The organism is Bacillus sp. SIMBA_074 (assembly GCF_046534555.1).
Classification (GTDB): domain Bacteria; phylum Bacillota; class Bacilli; order Bacillales; family Bacillaceae_G; genus Bacillus_A; species Bacillus_A mycoides.
The window spans coordinates 195,005-213,705 of the sequence record NZ_JAWRYM010000006.1; the positions used below are offsets into that span (position 1 = coordinate 195,005).

An 18,701-nucleotide genomic window follows, 5' to 3' on the forward strand; every position below is an offset into this window, starting at 1 on the left:
GAGGTACCTTCTCTTTCTTTGTAAACGTATTTTGTAAAAGAAGAAGGAAGAAATCTTTCTTTGTAGTACGTTTCAATTTATAATAGCAAATGGAAGGAGAGTGCTTATGTCATTAACAAATGAACAGCAAGAGCGATTTCAAATTTTGCTCCAACAGTTGCAAATACCAGAAGACCTTATAAATCAATATTTACATGGCGGTGGTATTGAAAAGCTAGTTATTGATAAAGCGAATAAAAGTTGGCATTTTGACTTACAAGTGCCACGTATTTTGCCGACAGAATTATATGAGTTGCTAGAAACAAAGCTTAAGCAATCATTTTCTCATATTGCAAGAACAACATTTGCATTAGAAGCAGAGAATAAACAATTTACAGAAGAAGAAGTGAAGGCATATTGGCCGCTTTGTACAGAACGAATTACATTTTCACCTATGTTCGCGTACTTAAAGAAGCAACTTCCGCAGGTCAATGGCGTGAAGTTGCTATTAAATGTGAATAATGAGCTGGAATCTACTACTTTAAAGAAAAACGTTGCGAAACCAGTAGGTGATCAATACGAAGCTTTTGGATTCCCGCGTTTTCAGTTAGACACACATATAAAGCAAAATGCAGAAGAAATGCAAAAGTTTCGTGAGCAGACACAGGAAGAAGATCGTCAACGAGTTATACAGGCTATGGAAGAGATGGCTAAAAGGCAAGCTGAAGAAAGTGATGTTGTTCATGAAGGACCAGTTGTGCTTGGTTATCTTATTAAGCCAGATGAAGAGATTACGCCGCTGCGTGAAATTCAAGATGAAGAAAGAAGAAAAACCGTTCAAGGGTATGTTTTCCATGTAGAGACGAAAGAACTTCGTAGTGGACGTACATTATTAACTTTAAAGATAACTGACTATACGGACTCTATTATGATTAAGATGTTCTCACGTGATAAAGAAGATATCCCGATGTTACAATCCTTGAAAAAAGGAACTTGGGTAAAAGCGCGTGGTTCAGTTCAAAATGATACATTCGTGCGTGATTTAGTTATGATCGCAAATGATATAAATGAAATAACGGGACCTTCTCGTAAAGATAAAGCAAAAGAAGGGGAAAAAAGAGTAGAACTTCATCTTCATACTCCAATGAGTCAAATGGATGCTGTTACTTCTGTTTCTAAGCTCGTTGCCCAAGCTGGAAAATGGGGGCATGAGGCTATTGCAGTTACAGACCATGCTGTTGCACAGTCGTTCCCAGAAGCATATTCTGCTGGTAAAAAGGCTGGAGTTAAAGTTCTATATGGTGTAGAAGCAAATTTAGTTAATGATGGTGTGCCGATAGCATATAACGAAGCACATCGTCTACTTGCAGAAGAAACATATGTTGTCTTTGACGTTGAGACAACAGGGTTATCTGCTGTATATGATACAGTCATTGAGTTAGCTGCTGTAAAGATAAAAGGTGGAGAAATTATTGATCGCTTTGAATCTTTCGCAAATCCTCATCAACCATTATCGGCGACGATTATTGAATTAACAGGTATTACAGATGATATGTTAACTGATGCACCAGAAGTGGACGAAGTGTTTAAAAAGTTTGAGGAATGGATGGGTGACCATACACTTGTTGCTCATAACGCAAGCTTCGATATGGGCTTTATTAACGTAGGTTTTAAAAAGGCTGGGATAGAAAAAACGAAAAATCCAGTTATTGATACGTTAGAACTTGCACGGTTCTTATTCCCAGAAATGAAAAATCATCGATTAAATACGATGTGTAAAAAGCTTGATATTGAATTAACGCAACATCACCGTGCGATTTATGATACAGAAGCAACGGGATATTTACTTGTGAAGATGTTAAAAGATGTGATTGAAAAGGGATTTGAATATCACGATCAACTAAACGATAGTATGGGACAAGGGGATGCGTATAAACGTGGGCGTCCAAGTCATATGACGTTACTTGCCACATCAGATGTTGGATTGAAAAACTTATATAAACTTGTTTCATATTCTCACTTGAATTACTTTTATCGTGTACCACGTGTACCACGATCACTATTAAAAAAATATCGCGAAGGCATTTTAGTAGGAACAGCTTGTGACAAAGGTGAAGTGTTTGAAGCTATGATGCAAAAAGCGCCTGAAGAAGTAGAAGAAATTGCACAGTTTTACGATTACATTGAGGTTATGCCTCCAGAAGTGTTACGTCATTTAGTGGAACGTGAACTCGTTCGAGATGAAGGACAGTTAAAAACAATAATTTCTAACTTAGTAAAACTAGGTGAGACGTTAGATAAGCCAGTTGTTGCTACTGGGAATGTGCATTATTTAGATCCAGAGGACGCGATATATCGGAAAATTTTAGTCAGTTCGCAGGGAGGAGCTAATCCGTTAAATCGCCATTCATTACCGCCTGTACATTTCCGTACAACAAATGAAATGCTAGATTGTTTTTCATTCTTAGGTGAAGACAAAGCGAAAGAAATTGTTGTGACAAATACAAACAAGATCGCATCATTAATTGGTGATGTTCGTCCAGTAAAAGATGATTTATACACACCGAAAATTGAAGGTGCTGATGATGAAACACGTGATATGAGCTATATAATGGCAAGAAGTATCTATGGAGATGAACTACCGGAAATTGTAGAAGCTCGTTTGGAAAAAGAATTGAAAAGTATTATTGGACATGGATTCGCCGTTATTTATTTAATTTCACATAAGCTTGTGAAAAAATCGTTAGTGGACGGTTATCTAGTAGGTTCGCGTGGATCGGTAGGTTCATCATTTGTTGCAACGATGATGGAAATTACAGAAGTAAACCCATTACCACCGCACTATGTATGTCCAAAGTGTAAACAATCAGAGTTCTTTAATGACGGTTCTGTAGGTTCTGGTTTTGATTTACCAGATAAAGAATGCCCAACATGTAATGTTCCATATGTGAAAGATGGGCATGACATTCCTTTCGAAACGTTCCTTGGATTTAAAGGGGATAAGGTACCGGATATCGATTTGAATTTCTCCGGAGAATACCAACCACGCGCCCATAACTATACGAAATTACTGTTCGGTGAAGATTATGTATACCGCGCAGGAACAATTGGTACGGTTGCGGAAAAAACCGCTTATGGGTATGTGAAAGGCTATGCTAATGATCATAACTTAACAATTCGAAATGCAGAGATTGATCGCTTAGTTGCGGGATGTACAGGTGTAAAGCGTACGACCGGACAGCATCCAGGTGGTATTATCGTTGTACCAGATTACATGGATATTTTTGACTTTTCACCAATTCAGTTTCCGGCTGATTCAATAGGTGCTGAGTGGAGAACAACGCACTTTGACTTCCACTCGATTCATGATAATTTATTGAAACTTGATATATTAGGACACGATGATCCGACTGTTATTCGTATGCTTCAAGATTTAAGTGGTATTGACCCGAAAACAATCCCAACGGATGATCCAGAAGTAATGAAAATTTTCTCTGGTCCAGAGTCTTTAGGGGTAACGGAAGAACAAATTAACTGTAAAACAGGTACACTTGGTATACCGGAGTTTGGTACGAAATTCGTAAGACAAATGTTAGAAGAAACGAAACCAACGACGTTTTCAGAGCTTGTTCAAATTTCTGGACTGTCCCATGGTACAGATGTATGGTTAGGTAATGCGAATGAATTAATTTATAACGGTACGTGTACACTGAGTGAAGTTATCGGTTGTCGTGATGACATCATGGTATATTTAATTTATCAAGGCTTGGATCCATCATTAGCCTTCAAAATCATGGAGTCGGTGCGTAAAGGTAAAGGTGTACCAGAAGAATGGGAAGAGGAAATGAGAAATAACAATGTACCAGGTTGGTATATTGATTCATGTAAGAAGATTAAGTACATGTTCCCTAAAGCCCATGCGGCTGCTTACGTACTTATGGCTGTACGTATTGCATACTTTAAAGTACATTTCGCACTTTTATTCTATGCGGCATATTTTACAGTTCGTGCAGATGACTTTGATGTAGAGGCGATGGCGAAAGGTTCAGCATCCATACGTGTAAAAATTGATGAAATTGCACAAAAAGGATTGGATGCAGCACCGAAAGAGAAGAGTTTATTAACGGTACTAGAAATGACACTTGAAATGTGTGAGCGTGGTTATTCATTCCAAAAGGTTGATTTATACCGCTCGCATGCAACCGAATTTATAATTGATGGGGATACTTTAATTCCTCCATTTAATGCAGTTCCTGGTCTTGGTACAAACGCAGCTTTCAGTATTGTTGAAGCTCGTAAAAATGGTGATTTCTTATCAAAAGAAGACTTACAGCAGCGCAGTAAGGTTTCTAAAACGATTATTGAGTATTTAGATGGTCAAGGTTGTCTAGGAGATTTACCGGATCAAAACCAATTGTCACTGTTCTAATAGGTAGGAAAAATCTTTGCAAATCAACATTTGCTATGGTATACTATAAACCGAGATAACCATGTCATGTATATTTTGTGAAAAAGAGAGTGGGGAAACCCACTCTTTCGTGTTACTATCTACATTTTGCTTATGTAGATAGTAATGATATTTCTGTCGTATATACATATTTTGTTACAAGTTTTACTTCTTAAATTTGGTAATACTAAGACAGATATTCCCTGCTTAACGGCAGGGGCTTTTGTTAGCTAACGAGAAAGAATAAGATAGACCGTCTTTATGAACGGGATCTTTTCTTGTAAATGGTACATGGCGGCAGGAAGGAGGCTGTTTATGGATAAGAAAGTCACAGAAATTGTAGAAGCATTTGCGCAGCCAATCGTTGAAGAGTTAAATCTTGAACTTGTAGATGTAGAGTATGTGCAAGAAGGACAAGACTGGTTCTTACGCGTATTCATTGATTCTGAAAAGGGAGTCGAAATTGAAGAATGCGGTGCGGTAAGTGAACGTTTAAGCGAAGCTTTAGATAAAGAGGATCCAATTCCTCATCTTTACTTTTTGGATGTATCATCTCCTGGAGCGGAACGCCCATTAAAGAAAGAGAAAGACTTCCAGCAAGCGGTAGGAAAACAAGTGGCAATTAAAACATATAAGCCGATTGATGGTGAGAAGATGTTTGAAGGAAAGCTACTTTCCTACGACGGTACTACAATTACACTACTATTAACAATTAAAACACGTAAAAAAGAAATCCAAATTCCAATGGATAAAGTTGCAAATGCGCGACTTGCTGTTACGTTTTAGTAAGAAGGGGGATCTTCATGAGCACTGAGTTGTTAGATGCTTTGCTCGTATTAGAGTCAGAAAAAGGTATTAGCAAAGATATTATTATTGATGCGATTGAAGCAGCATTAATCTCTGCTTATAAACGCAATTTTAACCAAGCACAAAACGTTCGTGTGAGCTTTAACCCAGAAGTGGGAACAATTCAAGTTTTAGCACGTAAGGACGTTGTAGATAATGTGTTTGATCCACGTCTTGAAATCTCTGTAGAAGAGGCAAGACAAATTAATCCAAACTACCAAGATGGTGACGTACTAGAAATTGAAGTAACGCCAAAAGATTTTGGTCGTATTGCAGCGCAAACTGCAAAACAAGTTGTAACACAACGAGTTCGTGAGGCGGAACGTGGTGTAATTTATTCAGAATTTAGTGATCGTGAAGAAGACATTATGGTTGGTATTGTACAGCGCCAAGATGCTCGTTTCATCTATGTAAGCTTAGGTAAAGTAGAAGCTTTATTACCTGTAAGTGAGCAAATGCCAAATGAGCAATATAAACCACATGATCGTATTCGCGTATTTATTACAAAAGTAGAAAAGACAACAAAAGGACCACAAATTTACGTATCACGTACACATCCTGGTCTTTTAAAACGTTTATTCGAAATGGAAGTTCCAGAAATTTATGATGGAACTGTAGAAATTCGCTCTGTAGCACGTGAAGCAGGCGACCGTTCTAAAATTTCTGTATATGCAGAGAATATCGATGTTGATCCAGTAGGTTCTTGTGTAGGACCGAAAGGACAACGTGTACAACGTGTTGTAGATGAACTAAAAGGTGAAAAGATTGACATCGTTCGCTGGTCGAATGACCCAGTTGAATATGTTGCAAATGCTTTAAGTCCATCACAGGTTGTTAAAGTACTTGTAGATGAAGCAGAGAAAGCAACAACTGTTGTTGTTCCAGACCACCAGCTTTCATTAGCGATTGGTAAGCGTGGACAAAATGCGCGTCTTGCAGCTAAATTAACAGGCTGGAAAATTGATATTAAAAGTGAGTCTGATGCGAAACAACTTGGTATTGTGACAGAAGAAGATAGCGTAATCGCATTCGGATTCGATTCAGCTGAAGACGAAATCGAATAGAGGTGATGAGTATGAGCAATCGAAAAGTTCCGTTACGAAAATGTATTGCGACGCAAGAGATGAAATCAAAACGAGAGCTAGTTCGCATTGTTCGTTCCAAAGAGGGCGAAGTGTCTATTGATTTATCAGGAAAAAAATCAGGACGAGGTGCATATTTATCAAAAGATAAAGAAAGCATTATTCAAGCTCAAAAGAAAAACATTTTGGAACATCATCTAAAAGCGAAAATCGACAGTTCTCTGTACGAAGAGCTTCTTGAGCTTGTTGAGAAGGAGTCGAAATAAGTGTCTGATTGGAAATCATTTTTAGGACTAGCAAACCGCGCTCGAAAAATTATTTCGGGTGAAGAACTCGTTTTAAAAGAAGTACGAAGTGGCAAAGCAAAGCTAGTATTGCTTTCTGAAGATGCGTCAGCGAACACTACAAAACGTATCATTGATAAAACCACGTACTACAACATACCAATGAGAAAAGTCGAAAATCGACAACAATTAGGGCATGCGATTGGGAGAGACGAGCGAGTCGTTGTAGCTATTTTAGATGAAGGCTTTGCGAAAAAGCTACGTAGCATGCTCGATACAAATTACCGGGGGTGAAGGTATGAGTAAAATTCGAGTACATGAATATGCAAAAAAAAATAATATCTCAAGTAAAGATCTTATGACAAAACTAAAAGAGATGAATATCGAGGTTTCGAATCATATGACAATGTTAGAAGATGAAGTAGTAAACAAATTAGATAATCAATATAGCGCTGGAGCGGAAAAACCTTCTGTTGCAGATGAGTTTGAAGTAGAAGAGAAAGTTGTTCGCAGTAAAAAGAACAGCAATAAGAATAAGAAAAAAGGCAAAGCAAATGAAGATAAACGTCAAGATAACTTTGCTGGAAGACAACAAACACCAATAGTAGAAACACCAGATAAAATCACTTTCTCTGGAAGCCTTACAGTAGGTGACCTTGCTAAAAAGTTAAGCAAAGAGCCATCTGAAATTATTAAAAAGCTCTTCATGCTAGGAATTATGGCGACAATTAACCAAGACTTAGATAAAGATACAATTGAGTTAATTGCTACTGATTACGGTATTGAAGTAGAAGAAGAAGTAGTTGTAAGTGAAACTGAATTTGAAACATTCATCGATGAGCAAGATGATGAAGAAAACTTAAAAGAACGTCCAGCTGTTGTTACAATTATGGGACACGTTGACCATGGTAAAACAACATTGCTTGACTCTATCCGTAATTCAAAAGTAACTGCTGGCGAAGCTGGTGGAATTACTCAGCATATCGGTGCATACCAAGTTGATGTAAATGATAAGAAGATTACGTTCTTAGATACACCAGGTCACGCGGCATTTACAACAATGCGTGCTCGTGGTGCACAAGTAACAGATATTACAATTCTTGTTGTTGCAGCTGATGACGGTGTTATGCCACAAACAGTTGAAGCGATTAGCCATGCGAAAGCAGCTGGAGTACCAATTATTGTTGCTGTGAATAAAATGGATAAACCAGCGGCAAATCCTGATCGTGTAATGCAAGAATTAACAGAATATGAATTAGTTCCAGAAGCTTGGGGCGGAGACACGATTTTCGTACCAATTTCTGCAATTCAAGGCGAGGGAATTGACAACTTACTAGAAATGATCCTTCTTGTGAGTGAAGTAGAAGAATATAAAGCAAATCCAAATCGTTATGCAGCTGGTACTGTAATTGAAGCACAGCTTGATAAAGGTAAAGGAACTATCGCGACATTACTTGTTCAAAACGGTACACTTCGAGTTGGAGATCCAATTGTTGTTGGAACATCATTCGGTCGTGTTCGTGCAATGGTAAGTGATATTGGTCGTCGTGTAAAAGTTGCTGGTCCGTCAACTCCTGTTGAAATTACAGGTTTAAATGAAGTGCCACAAGCGGGAGATCGTTTCATGGCATTCGCTGATGAGAAGAAAGCTCGTCAAATCGGTGAATCACGTGCACAAGAAGCGTTAGTTGCACAACGTGGTGAGAAATCTAAATTCAGCCTGGAAGATTTATTCCAACAAATCCAAGAGGGCGATGTAAAAGAAATTAACTTAATTGTGAAAGCAGACGTACAAGGTTCTGTAGAAGCAATGGCAGCATCACTTCGTAAAATTGATGTTGAAGGCGTAAAAGTGAAAATTATCCATACAGGCGTAGGTGCGATTACAGAATCTGATATTATTTTAGCTTCTGCATCTAATGCAATTGTAATTGGATTTAACGTACGCCCTGATGTGAATGCGAAGCGTACAGCTGAATTAGAGAAAGTTGATGTTCGTTTACACCGTATTATTTATAAAGTAATCGAAGAAATTGAATCAGCAATGCAAGGTATGCTGGATCCAGAATTCGAAGAAAAAGTAATCGGTCAAGCGGAAGTTCGTCAAACATTCAAAGTAACAAAAGTTGGAACAATCGCAGGTTGTTACGTAATAGACGGTAAAATTACACGTGATAGTGGCGTTCGTATTATCCGTGATGGCGTAGTAGTGTTCGAAGGAAAACTTGATACGTTAAAACGTTTCAAAGACGACGTAAAAGAAGTTGCACAAAACTATGAGTGTGGTATTACAATTGAGAGATATAATGATCTTAAAGAAGGGGACATCATTGAAGCATACGTTATGGAAGAAGTGAAGCGATGATTATCGCTTCACTCTCATTCGAGTGTATGATTTACGATGTGCATTCTTTAAAAGAGAAACGAGCAATTTTGCAACGTGTGTTAACTCGTGTGAAACAGCGCTATAATGTAGCTGTTTCTGAAGTTGGGCATCAAGATGTATGGCAACGTACAGAAATTGCAATTGTTTCCGTATCCTCAAATCGTGTTGTCTGTGAAAAAGAAATGAATCGTGTACTTGAGTATATCGATTCATTTCCTGAAATTGAACGTACGATAACACATTTGGAATGGTATTGAATGAGGTGAAGAGTTATGAAATTACGTGCGAACCGTGTGGGCGAGCAAATGAAAAAAGAATTAGGCGACATTATCAGTCGTAAAATTAAAGACCCACGTATTGGATTTGTTACAGTAACAGATGTACAAGTGAGTGGAGATTTACAAATTGCTAAAGTATACATTTCTGTTTTAGGTGACGAAGAACAGAAAGAAAATACATTAAAAGGTTTAGCGAAGGCAAAAGGCTTTATTCGTTCAGAAATTGGCCAACGTATTCGTCTTCGTAAAACACCAGAAATTACCTTTGAGTTTGATGAGTCTATCGGATATGGTCATCGAATTGATACACTTTTACATGAAATTAATAAAGACGGTAAACGTGAAGAATAATGGATAGACATTTGTCTATCCATTTTTTCAATGTAAAATAAGTTTTGCATAATTGCAATTACTACAAAAGAATAATGATGAGGTGAGTATATGGAAGGTGTAGTATTATTACATAAGCCAAAGGGAATGACATCACATGATTGTGTGTTCAAATTAAGAAAGATATTGCGTGAGAAACGAATTGGTCATACAGGGACACTGGATCCAGATGTAACAGGAGTATTACCTATTTGCGTTGGGCGTGCAACAAAAATTGCGCAATTTTTAACAAGTGAAACAAAAACATACGAAGGTGAAGTGACATTAGGATTTTCAACAACAACAGAAGATGCTTCTGGTGAAGTTGTGGAGAAACAAGATGTAAATCGTGTCATTACACGTAAAGAAGTAGAAGAGGTACTAGCGGAATTAACAGGGACAATTGAACAAATGCCGCCGATGTTCTCAGCTGTAAAAGTTAACGGGAAAAAACTATACGAATATGCAAGGGCAGGACAAGAAGTTGAACGTCCAGTTCGTACAATTACAATTCATGAATTTGGATTACTTGATGAACGTGAAGTTTTTGAAGGGGAAAATATTTCATTTCGTTTCCGTGTAACGTGTAGTAAAGGAACATATGTAAGAACACTAGCAGTAATGATAGGTGAAAAACTTGGATTTCCATCACATATGTCTCACCTTGTAAGAACAGCATCTGGTGAATTTTTACTAGAAGATTGCATATCATTTGAAGAAATTGAAGAAAACGTGCAAAATGGAACAGTAGAGTCTATTTTCATCTCAATTGATGAGGCGCTAAGTAAGTTTCCAAAAATGGTTGTAGATGAAAAGCAAGCTGAAAAAATAAAGAACGGTATGTTCTTAAAGAATGAATTAGAAACAACAGCACCATTTATTACAGTATTTGATAAAAATGATCGTTGCTTAGCAATTTATGAGCATCACCCAAAACACCCTGGAATGCTAAAGCCAATGAAAGTACTTGTGAATAATCAAGAACTAAAGCTATAATGAATTATTGGAAGGATTATTACAGAAAAAGGTGAATTCAAGCGTGAAACTTATTCATTTAACTCATCCACATGAACAAAATAAAATAGAATTACCACCTACTGTAATGGCATTAGGATATTTTGATGGCATTCATTTAGGACATCAACGTGTGATTCGAACAGCGAAAAAAATAGCGGATGAAAGAGGATGTAAAAGTGCTGTCATGACGTTCCATCCACACCCATCTGTTGTATTAGGAAAAAAAGAAGCGCATGTGGAGTATATTACACCGATGCGCCTTAAAGAAGAAATCATCGCAAGTTTAGGAATTGATATCTTATATGTGGTGAAATTCGATGAGCCATTTGCTGGATTATTACCACAGCAGTTTGTCGATGAGTATATTATTGGTTTAAATGTAAAGCATGTAGTAGCAGGCTTTGATTATTCATATGGACGTTTAGGAAAAGGGAAGATGGAGACTTTACCATTTCATGCAAGAGGGGAGTTTACACAGACCGTGATCGAAAAAGTTGAATATCAAGAAGAAAAAGTAAGTTCTACTTCATTACGAAAGTTAATTCGAAACGGTGAAATGGAACAAATTCCATCTATTTTAGGGAGAGCTTACACGGTAGAAGGAACAGTTGTACACGGTGATAAGCGTGGACGTCAAATTGGTTTCCCAACTGCAAATGTAGGTTTAAGTGATGAATATTTGTTGCCACCTGTAGGTGTATATGCGGTAAGATTGAAGGTTCATGATGAATGGCATGATGGTGTATGTAATATCGGATATAAACCAACTTTCAAAGAGAATGAGCGTCAATTATCTATTGAAGTGCATCTATTTGAATTTAATAAAGACATATACGATCAAAGTGTTACAGTGGAATGGCACATGCGTATAAGAGAAGAAAAAAAGTTTAATGGAATTGATGAGTTAGTTGCTCAAATCGCTCAAGATAAAAAGGTTGCCCAAGAATATTTTGCGAGCGTAAAGAATATACTTGCTTTTTCAAATGAAAAGTAGTATTCTATGTTATGTACTTTATGACAACCATTACTTGGCATTGCGACTCACCGATGCTTGCTAGGTAACTGGGGGTTTAATTATTAGGAGGTGAAATAGGATGGCTTTAACACAAGAGCGTAAAAATGAAATCATTGCACAATTTAGAACTCATGAGACTGATACTGGTTCTCCAGAGGTTCAAATTGCTGTCCTAACGGAGCAAATTAACACTCTAAACGAGCACTTACGTACTCACAAGAAGGATCATCATTCACGTCGTGGTCTATTAAAGATGGTTGGTAAACGTCGTAACTTACTTACTTACCTTCGTAATAGCGATATCACACGTTACCGTGAATTAATCACAAAGCTTGGCTTACGTCGATAGTCAAAGAAGCGGGAATATTCCCGCTTTTTTGTTAGGTAAAAATATATCTTCTACTCTTTATAGCTTACTTAATTTTCGGCAATACTAGAGGAAAGAATATTGTGATATACTATCCATTTACATAGAAGAATTGAATATTTTAAATTGAGAGGGGTACTTAAATGAGTCAGGAAAAGCAAGTCTTCTCGATAGATTTAGCTGGTCGTCAGCTAACAATTGAAACAAGTCAGCTTGCAAAACAAGCAAACGGAGCAGTATTAGTAAGATACGGCGACACAGCAGTTCTATCTACAGCAACTGCATCAAAAGAGCCAAAAAATGTAGATTTCTTCCCGCTTACAGTAAACTATGAAGAGCGTTTATATGCAGTTGGAAAAATCCCAGGCGGTTTTATTAAGCGCGAAGGCCGTCCAAGTGAAAAAGCAATTTTAGCAAGTCGTTTAATTGACCGTCCAATCCGTCCACTTTTCGCAGATGGTTTCCGTAATGAAGTACAAGTTGTCAGCATCGTAATGAGTGTTGATCAAGACTGTTCTTCTGAGATGGCAGCTATGCTTGGTTCTTCATTAGCATTATCTATTTCAGATATTCCATTTGAAGGTCCAATCGCAGGTGCGACAGTTGGTCGTATTAATGGCGAGTTCGTTATTAATCCAACAGTAGAACAGCAAGAACAAAGTGATATGCACCTTGTTGTAGCTGGTACGAAAGATGCAATTAACATGGTTGAAGCAGGAGCGGATCAAGTGCCTGAAGAAACAATGTTAGAAGCAATTATGTTTGGACACAATGAAATTAAACGTCTAATTGCATTCCAAGAAGAGATTGTACAAGCTGTCGGTAAAGAGAAAACAGCAGTGAAACTTTATGAAGTGGATGCTGATTTGAACCAAGCTGTACGTGAAATGGCTGAGACAGATATGCATTCTGCAATTCAAGTGCACGAAAAACATGCACGTGAAGATGCAATTAGCGTAGTGAAAAAGCGTGTAATTGAGCATTACGAAGCTGAGGAAGCTGATGCTGATACATTAGGACAAGTAAGTGAGATTTTATATAAAATTGTAAAAGAAGAAGTACGTCGTCTTATTACAGTTGAAAAAATCCGCCCAGATGGTCGTAAAGGTGACGAAATTCGTCCTTTAGCATCAGAGGTTGGCATTTTATCTCGTACACATGGTTCTGGTCTATTCACACGTGGACAAACGCAAGCATTAAGTATTTGTACATTAGGTGCATTAGGCGATGTGCAAATTTTAGATGGTCTAGGTGTAGAAGAGTCAAAACGCTTTATGCACCATTATAATTTCCCTTCATTTAGTGTTGGTGAAACAAGACCAATGCGTGGACCAGGTCGTCGTGAAATTGGTCACGGAGCACTAGGAGAACGTGCTCTTGAACCTGTGCTTCCATCTGAAAAGGATTTCCCATATACAGTTCGTCTTGTATCTGAAGTATTAGAGTCAAATGGTTCTACTTCACAAGCGAGTATTTGCGGTAGTACATTAGCGATGATGGATGCGGGTGTACCACTTAAAGCACCAGTTGCTGGTATTGCAATGGGTCTAGTGAAATCTGGTGAGCATTATACAATTTTAACAGATATTCAAGGAATGGAAGACCATTTAGGTGATATGGACTTTAAAGTAGCAGGTACTGCAAAAGGTGTAACTGCACTACAAATGGACATTAAAATCGATGGTTTATCTCGTGAGATTTTAGAAGAAGCATTACAACAAGCGAAAGTTGGTCGTATGCACATTCTAAATCATATGTTATCTGTTATCGCTGAACCTCGCATTGAGTTATCTGCGTATGCTCCGAAGATTATTACAATGGCAATTAACCCAGATAAAATTCGTGATGTTATTGGACCAAGTGGTAAACAGATCAATAAAATCATTGAAGAAACTGGCGTTAAAATTGACATCGAGCAAGATGGTACAGTATTTATTTCATCAATTAATCAAGAGATGAATGAAAAAGCGAAGAAAATTATCGAAGATATCGTTCGCGAAGTACAAGTAGGCGAAATCTACTTAGGAAAAGTTAAACGCGTTGAAAAATTCGGTGCGTTCGTTGAATTATTTAGCGGTAAAGATGGACTTGTTCACATTTCTGAACTTGCACTTGAGCGTGTAGGTAAGGTAGAAGACGTTGTGAAAATCGGTGATGAGATTTCAGTTAAAGTTATCGAGATTGACAAACAAGGTCGTGTAAACTTATCTAGAAAAGTATTGCTAAAAGAAGAGCAAGAAAAAGAAGCAGCTAAAGAAGAAGCAGCTAAAGAAGAAAACGCACAAGAGCAACAATAAGTGAAAGCCAGTTTAGCTGGCTTTTTTTGTTATGTAAAAAATGTGATTCATTTAGATTTTTATGTGAGTATAGGTATAGTTTTCATCATAACGCTCAAATTAACAAAGATAAGAAGAAAATGGTTTCTTTTTTATAGTTAATGGGAGGGTTTATATGAAAGCTCGTATATTAGCGTACATATTTATATTTTCTTTATATATGGGTTGTGGCTCTTATTCCGTTTTTGCGCAGGATAACTTGCATGAAGAGATTCAAAAGCATGTAAAACAGTACGAGATTATGCCGCAAAATGCGATGATTGATAAGATTTGGAAGGCTACGCCTGGGTATAATGGAAAACAAGTGGATATAGAAGCGTCCTATAATAATATGAAGAAAATCAAGAAGTTTGATCAAAAACAACTTGAATTTAAGGAAGTATCACCGAGTGTTCACTTAGAAGATTTACCACCAGCTCCGATTTATCGAGGACATCCAAATAAAAAGATGGTGGGATTAACAATTAATGTGGCCTGGGGTAATGAGTATTTGCCACGTATATTAGAGATATTGAAAAAACATGATGTGAAGGCGACTTTCTTTTTAGAAGGACGCTGGGTGAAAGAAAACTTACGATTTGCCAAAATGATTGTCGATGCAAATCAAGAAGTAGGAAATCATTCTTACACACACCCTAATATGAAAACGCTGTCTACAGATGAAATACGAGATCAATTACAAAAAACGAATCGAATGATAGAAGCAGCTACAAATCAGAAAGTGAGATGGTTTGCTCCGCCAAGTGGAAGCTTTCGGGATGAGGTAGTAAAAATAGCGGATGATTTCCAAATGGGGACGATTATGTGGACTGTAGATACAATTGATTGGAAGCGGCCAGAACCGGGTGTGCTATTGCAGAGAGTAATGCGAAAAATACATCCAGGTGCTATTGTGCTAATGCATCCTACTTCATCTACAACAGAAGCGCTAGATACTATGATTAAAAATTTAAAGGAACAAGGATATAAAGTGGGGAATATTACAGAATTACTAGATGAAAAACGTGTGGATTAAATACATTTGCATGACATTCATCTCTAAACTTGTTATCATTAAATAATAGCAATTATTTAGAGAAACTGGCATTAGGAGGAAAGTTTTTGATTAAAAAATATACGTGTAAAAATGGTGTAAGAATTGTTATGGAGAATATACCAACTGTACGCTCGGTTGCGATTGGTATATGGATCCACGCAGGTTCAAGAAATGAAAATGAAAAAAATAATGGGGTTTCGCACTTTTTGGAACATATGTTCTTTAAAGGGACAGAAACGCGAAGTGCAAGAGAGATTGCAGAATCATTTGATAGCATTGGTGGACAAGTAAATGCTTTTACTTCAAAAGAATATACATGTTACTATGCGAAAGTGCTAGATGAGCATGCTAAATATGCATTAGATGTTTTAGCAGATATGTTCTTTAATTCAACATTTGATGAGGAAGAACTGAAAAAAGAGAAGAATGTTGTATGTGAAGAAATAAAAATGTACGAAGATGCGCCAGATGATATTGTGCATGATATGTTAACGAAAGCAACATATGAAACGCATCCGCTTGGATATCCTATTTTAGGAACAGAAGAAACGCTTGAAACATTTACAGGTGATACGTTACGTCAATATATGAAAGATCATTACACACCTGAAAATGTTGTTGTATCAATTGCAGGGAATATTGATGAAGCATTTTTACAAACTGTAGAGCAATATTTCGGTAGTTACGAAGGGACAACAAATCGTGAACAAGTACATAGCCCAATTTTCCATTTCAATAAAGTAGCACGTAAGAAGGAAACAGAACAAGCTCATTTATGTTTAGGATATAAAGGCTTGCAAATGGGACACGAAGATATTTATAACTTAATTGTATTAAATAATGTTTTAGGCGGTAGTATGAGTAGCCGTTTATTCCAAGAAGTACGTGAGCAACGTGGATTGGCGTACTCAGTATTCTCTTATCACTCTTCTTATGAAGATACAGGAATGTTAACACTTTACGGTGGAACAGGTAGTAAACAATTAGATACACTGTATGAAACAATGCAAGAAACGTTAAATACGTTGAAAAATACAGGTATTACAGAAAAAGAGCTTGTTAATAGTAAAGAACAATTAAAAGGAAACTTAATGTTAAGTTTAGAAAGTACGAATAGTCGTATGAGTCGTAATGGTAAAAACGAATTGCTTCTTCGTAAACATCGTTCTCTTGATGAGATTATTGAAAGTGTAAACACTGTAACAAAGCAAAATGTAGACGAGTTAATTCGCAATATGTTTACCGATGAATTCTCTGCGGCACTTATTAGTCCAGATGGAAAACTGCCAAAAGGAATGAAACTTTAATCGATCTTGTAATTCATTCGCTTTCGGAAATAACCGTATCTCTTTTATATGAGATGCGGTTATTTTTTTTATATATGCAGAATAGGTACTTATTATAGGATAACCTTCATAAAAAGTAGGATAGGGGGAGATTTAATGCGTTTAAGTGAATTAAGTGGCAAAGAGATTGTGGATTTAGAAAGAGCGGAAAAAATGGGAGTTTTAGGTCATGCAGATTTAGAAATTGATGAGAGAGATGGAAAAATACAAGCGCTTATTATACCTGCTGGGAAATGGGGAGGTTTTAAAAGAGAACAGCAAGAAGTGAGAGTAGAATGGAGCAAAATAAAGAAGGTTGGAAATGATATGATACTTTGCGATCTTACGAACCATTCAAGATCATAGTGAAAGATGACCATTTTGGTTGTCTTTTTTTTATCTTTATATAAAGAAGATAAATCACGTGTGCTTTTTGTTTTTCAATCACCTCAAACTCGTACATTACATATGATGTGGAGGAAAAAGAAAAAGTAGGCATTTTTCTTATAAATGAAAGAAAAAGAAGGTGAATTAGGGAATGTTGACTGAGATGCATATTGCTGTCATAGGAGGAGATGCACGGCAGCTAGAAGTAATTCGCAAGCTAGTCGAACTGGACGCGAAACTTTCATTAATAGGGTTTGAACAGTTAGATCATGGCTTCACAGGGGCAGCAAAGGAAAGTATACAAGATTTAAATTTCACTTCTTTAGATGCAATTATTTTGCCGGTTGCAGGGACGAATGCCAGAGGAGAAGTAGATACTATTTTTTCAAATGAAAAAGTTTCCATAACGAAAGAACAAATTGAAAAGACGCCAGAAAACTTCACTATATATTCAGGTATTGGTACACCTTACTTGGAAAATCTCGTAGCTACTACAAATCGCAAACTTGTAAAATTATTTGATCGTGATGATGTTGCAATCTATAACTCTATTCCGACCGTAGAAGGTACACTAATGATGGTTATTCAACATACTGATTACACAATTCATGGATCGAATGTAATGGTTTTAGGATTTGGTAGAACTGGTATGAGTGTTGCAAGAGCCTTTCAATCATTAGGAGCACATGTCAAAGTTGGAGCGAGACGTTCGGAACATATTGCTCGTATTACAGAAATGATGTTTTCTCCTTTTCATATGCAAGACATAGAGAAAGAAGTAGGTAATATCGATATTGTTATTAATACAATTCCGCATCTCGTTGTGACAGCGAATGTTATTTCAAAAATGCCAGCTCATACGCTAGTTATTGATTTAGCTTCTAAGCCAGGTGGCACGGACTTTCGCTATGCGGAGAAGCGTGGAGTGAAGGCACTATTAGCACCTGGTCTTCCTGGGATTGTTGCACCGAAAACAGCAGGACAAATATTAGCGAATGTTCTTTCTCAGTTATTAATAGCAGATGCAATCGCAAAGGAGGATGATGAGAAATGAGTTTGAAGGGAAAACGAATTGGTTTCGGATTTACAGGGTCACATTGTACGTATGAAGAAGTTATGCCACATTTAGAGAAGTTAATTGCAGAAGGTGCAGAAGTACGTCCCGTTGTTTCTTATACTGTCCAATCAACAAATACTAGATTTGGCGAAGGGGAAGAATGGATTAAAAAGATCGAAGAAATAACCGGTTTTAAGGCAATTAATTCAATCGTTGGCGCAGAGCCACTAGGACCGAAAATTCCACTAGATTGCATGGTGATCGCACCACTAACAGGGAATTCGATGAGTAAATTTGCAAATGCAATGACAGACTCTCCAGTATTAATGGCAGCAAAAGCGACGCTTAGAAATGGGAAGCCTGTCGTATTGGCTGTTTCGACGAATGATGCTTTAGGGCTTAATGGAGTAAATCTAATTACACCAACAAGGTGACGACAAAGCGCGAACGCTTATATGTCGCCATCTTGAGGGAGCTTAGGGTAAAGCAC

The 18,701-nt window shown here is 37.3% G+C and carries 16 protein-coding genes and 1 pseudogene; all 17 read left to right on the plus strand.

Annotation, left to right across the window (positions count from 1 at the left end; translation table 11 throughout):
* The first annotated feature begins 106 nt into the window (after positions 1-106).
* Positions 107-4,408 carry a PolC-type DNA polymerase III gene (locus SB773_RS10350; protein ID WP_088034484.1) on the plus strand — a complete coding sequence of 1,434 codons (4,302 nt, stop codon included), beginning with the start codon at positions 107-109 and terminating at the stop codon, positions 4,406-4,408.
* Positions 4,409-4,741: 333 nt separating this feature from the next.
* The gene (gene rimP, locus SB773_RS10355; RefSeq protein WP_002146103.1) at positions 4,742-5,212 is read left to right on the plus strand and encodes a ribosome maturation factor RimP; all 471 of its coding nucleotides are present in this window, start codon (positions 4,742-4,744) and stop codon (positions 5,210-5,212) included.
* Positions 5,213-5,229: 17 nt separating this feature from the next.
* Positions 5,230-6,336: a transcription termination factor NusA gene (nusA, locus tag SB773_RS10360; protein WP_002014554.1), complete on the plus strand. Its 1,107-nt coding sequence runs from the start codon at positions 5,230-5,232 to the stop codon at positions 6,334-6,336.
* An 11-nt stretch (positions 6,337-6,347) separates the two neighbouring features.
* Entirely contained in the window at positions 6,348-6,620 is a 273-nt protein-coding gene (gene rnpM, locus SB773_RS10365; RefSeq protein ID WP_002088161.1) for an RNase P modulator RnpM, read from the plus strand.
* Positions 6,621-6,932 (plus strand): YlxQ family RNA-binding protein, encoded by a 312-nt coding sequence (locus SB773_RS10370; RefSeq protein ID WP_002111365.1) that lies wholly within the window; start codon positions 6,621-6,623, stop codon positions 6,930-6,932. It begins immediately after the preceding gene.
* A 4-nt stretch (positions 6,933-6,936) separates the two neighbouring features.
* Positions 6,937-9,003 carry a translation initiation factor IF-2 gene (gene infB / locus SB773_RS10375; protein WP_002014558.1) on the plus strand — a complete coding sequence of 689 codons (2,067 nt, stop codon included), beginning with the start codon at positions 6,937-6,939 and terminating at the stop codon, positions 9,001-9,003.
* Positions 9,000-9,281, plus strand: coding sequence for a DUF503 domain-containing protein (locus SB773_RS10380; RefSeq protein WP_002088157.1), 282 nt, complete (start codon positions 9,000-9,002; stop codon positions 9,279-9,281). The genes infB and SB773_RS10380 overlap by 4 nt, the downstream gene beginning before the upstream one ends.
* Before the next feature lie 15 nt (positions 9,282-9,296).
* Positions 9,297-9,653, plus strand: a complete 357-nt coding sequence (rbfA, locus tag SB773_RS10385) for a 30S ribosome-binding factor RbfA (protein ID WP_000776437.1) — start codon at positions 9,297-9,299, stop codon at positions 9,651-9,653.
* A 90-nt stretch (positions 9,654-9,743) separates the two neighbouring features.
* Entirely contained in the window at positions 9,744-10,667 is a 924-nt protein-coding gene (truB, locus tag SB773_RS10390; protein ID WP_410589787.1) for a tRNA pseudouridine(55) synthase TruB, read from the plus strand.
* 43 nt (positions 10,668-10,710) lie between these two features.
* Entirely contained in the window at positions 10,711-11,682 is a 972-nt protein-coding gene (gene ribF, locus SB773_RS10395; protein WP_002128800.1) for a bifunctional riboflavin kinase/FAD synthetase, read from the plus strand.
* 100 nt (positions 11,683-11,782) lie between these two features.
* Complete coding sequence (rpsO, locus tag SB773_RS10400) at positions 11,783-12,052, plus strand: 30S ribosomal protein S15 (protein WP_001229392.1); 270 nt, start codon at positions 11,783-11,785, stop codon at positions 12,050-12,052.
* 161 nt (positions 12,053-12,213) lie between these two features.
* Positions 12,214-14,367 (plus strand): polyribonucleotide nucleotidyltransferase, encoded by a 2,154-nt coding sequence (gene pnp, locus SB773_RS10405; RefSeq protein WP_410589789.1) that lies wholly within the window; start codon positions 12,214-12,216, stop codon positions 14,365-14,367.
* Between the two features lie 154 nt (positions 14,368-14,521).
* Positions 14,522-15,421, plus strand: a complete 900-nt coding sequence (locus SB773_RS10410) for a polysaccharide deacetylase family protein (protein WP_002033683.1) — start codon at positions 14,522-14,524, stop codon at positions 15,419-15,421.
* A gap of 86 nt (positions 15,422-15,507) precedes the next feature.
* Complete coding sequence (locus SB773_RS10415; protein WP_002088150.1) at positions 15,508-16,749, plus strand: M16 family metallopeptidase; 1,242 nt, start codon at positions 15,508-15,510, stop codon at positions 16,747-16,749.
* A 135-nt stretch (positions 16,750-16,884) separates the two neighbouring features.
* On the plus strand, positions 16,885-17,133 hold the full coding sequence (locus SB773_RS10420) for a YlmC/YmxH family sporulation protein (RefSeq protein WP_002014571.1): 249 nt from the start codon (positions 16,885-16,887) through the stop codon (positions 17,131-17,133).
* A 172-nt stretch (positions 17,134-17,305) separates the two neighbouring features.
* A complete protein-coding gene (gene dpaA / locus SB773_RS10425; RefSeq protein WP_002128797.1) occupies positions 17,306-18,208 on the plus strand; it encodes a dipicolinic acid synthetase subunit A in 903 nt (300 codons plus the stop codon).
* Positions 18,205-18,630, plus strand: a pseudogene (gene dpaB / locus SB773_RS10430) (dipicolinate synthase subunit B); the annotation flags it as partial. The gene dpaA and the pseudogene dpaB, both read left to right, overlap by 4 nt.
* Between the last annotated feature and the right edge of the window lie 71 nt (positions 18,631-18,701).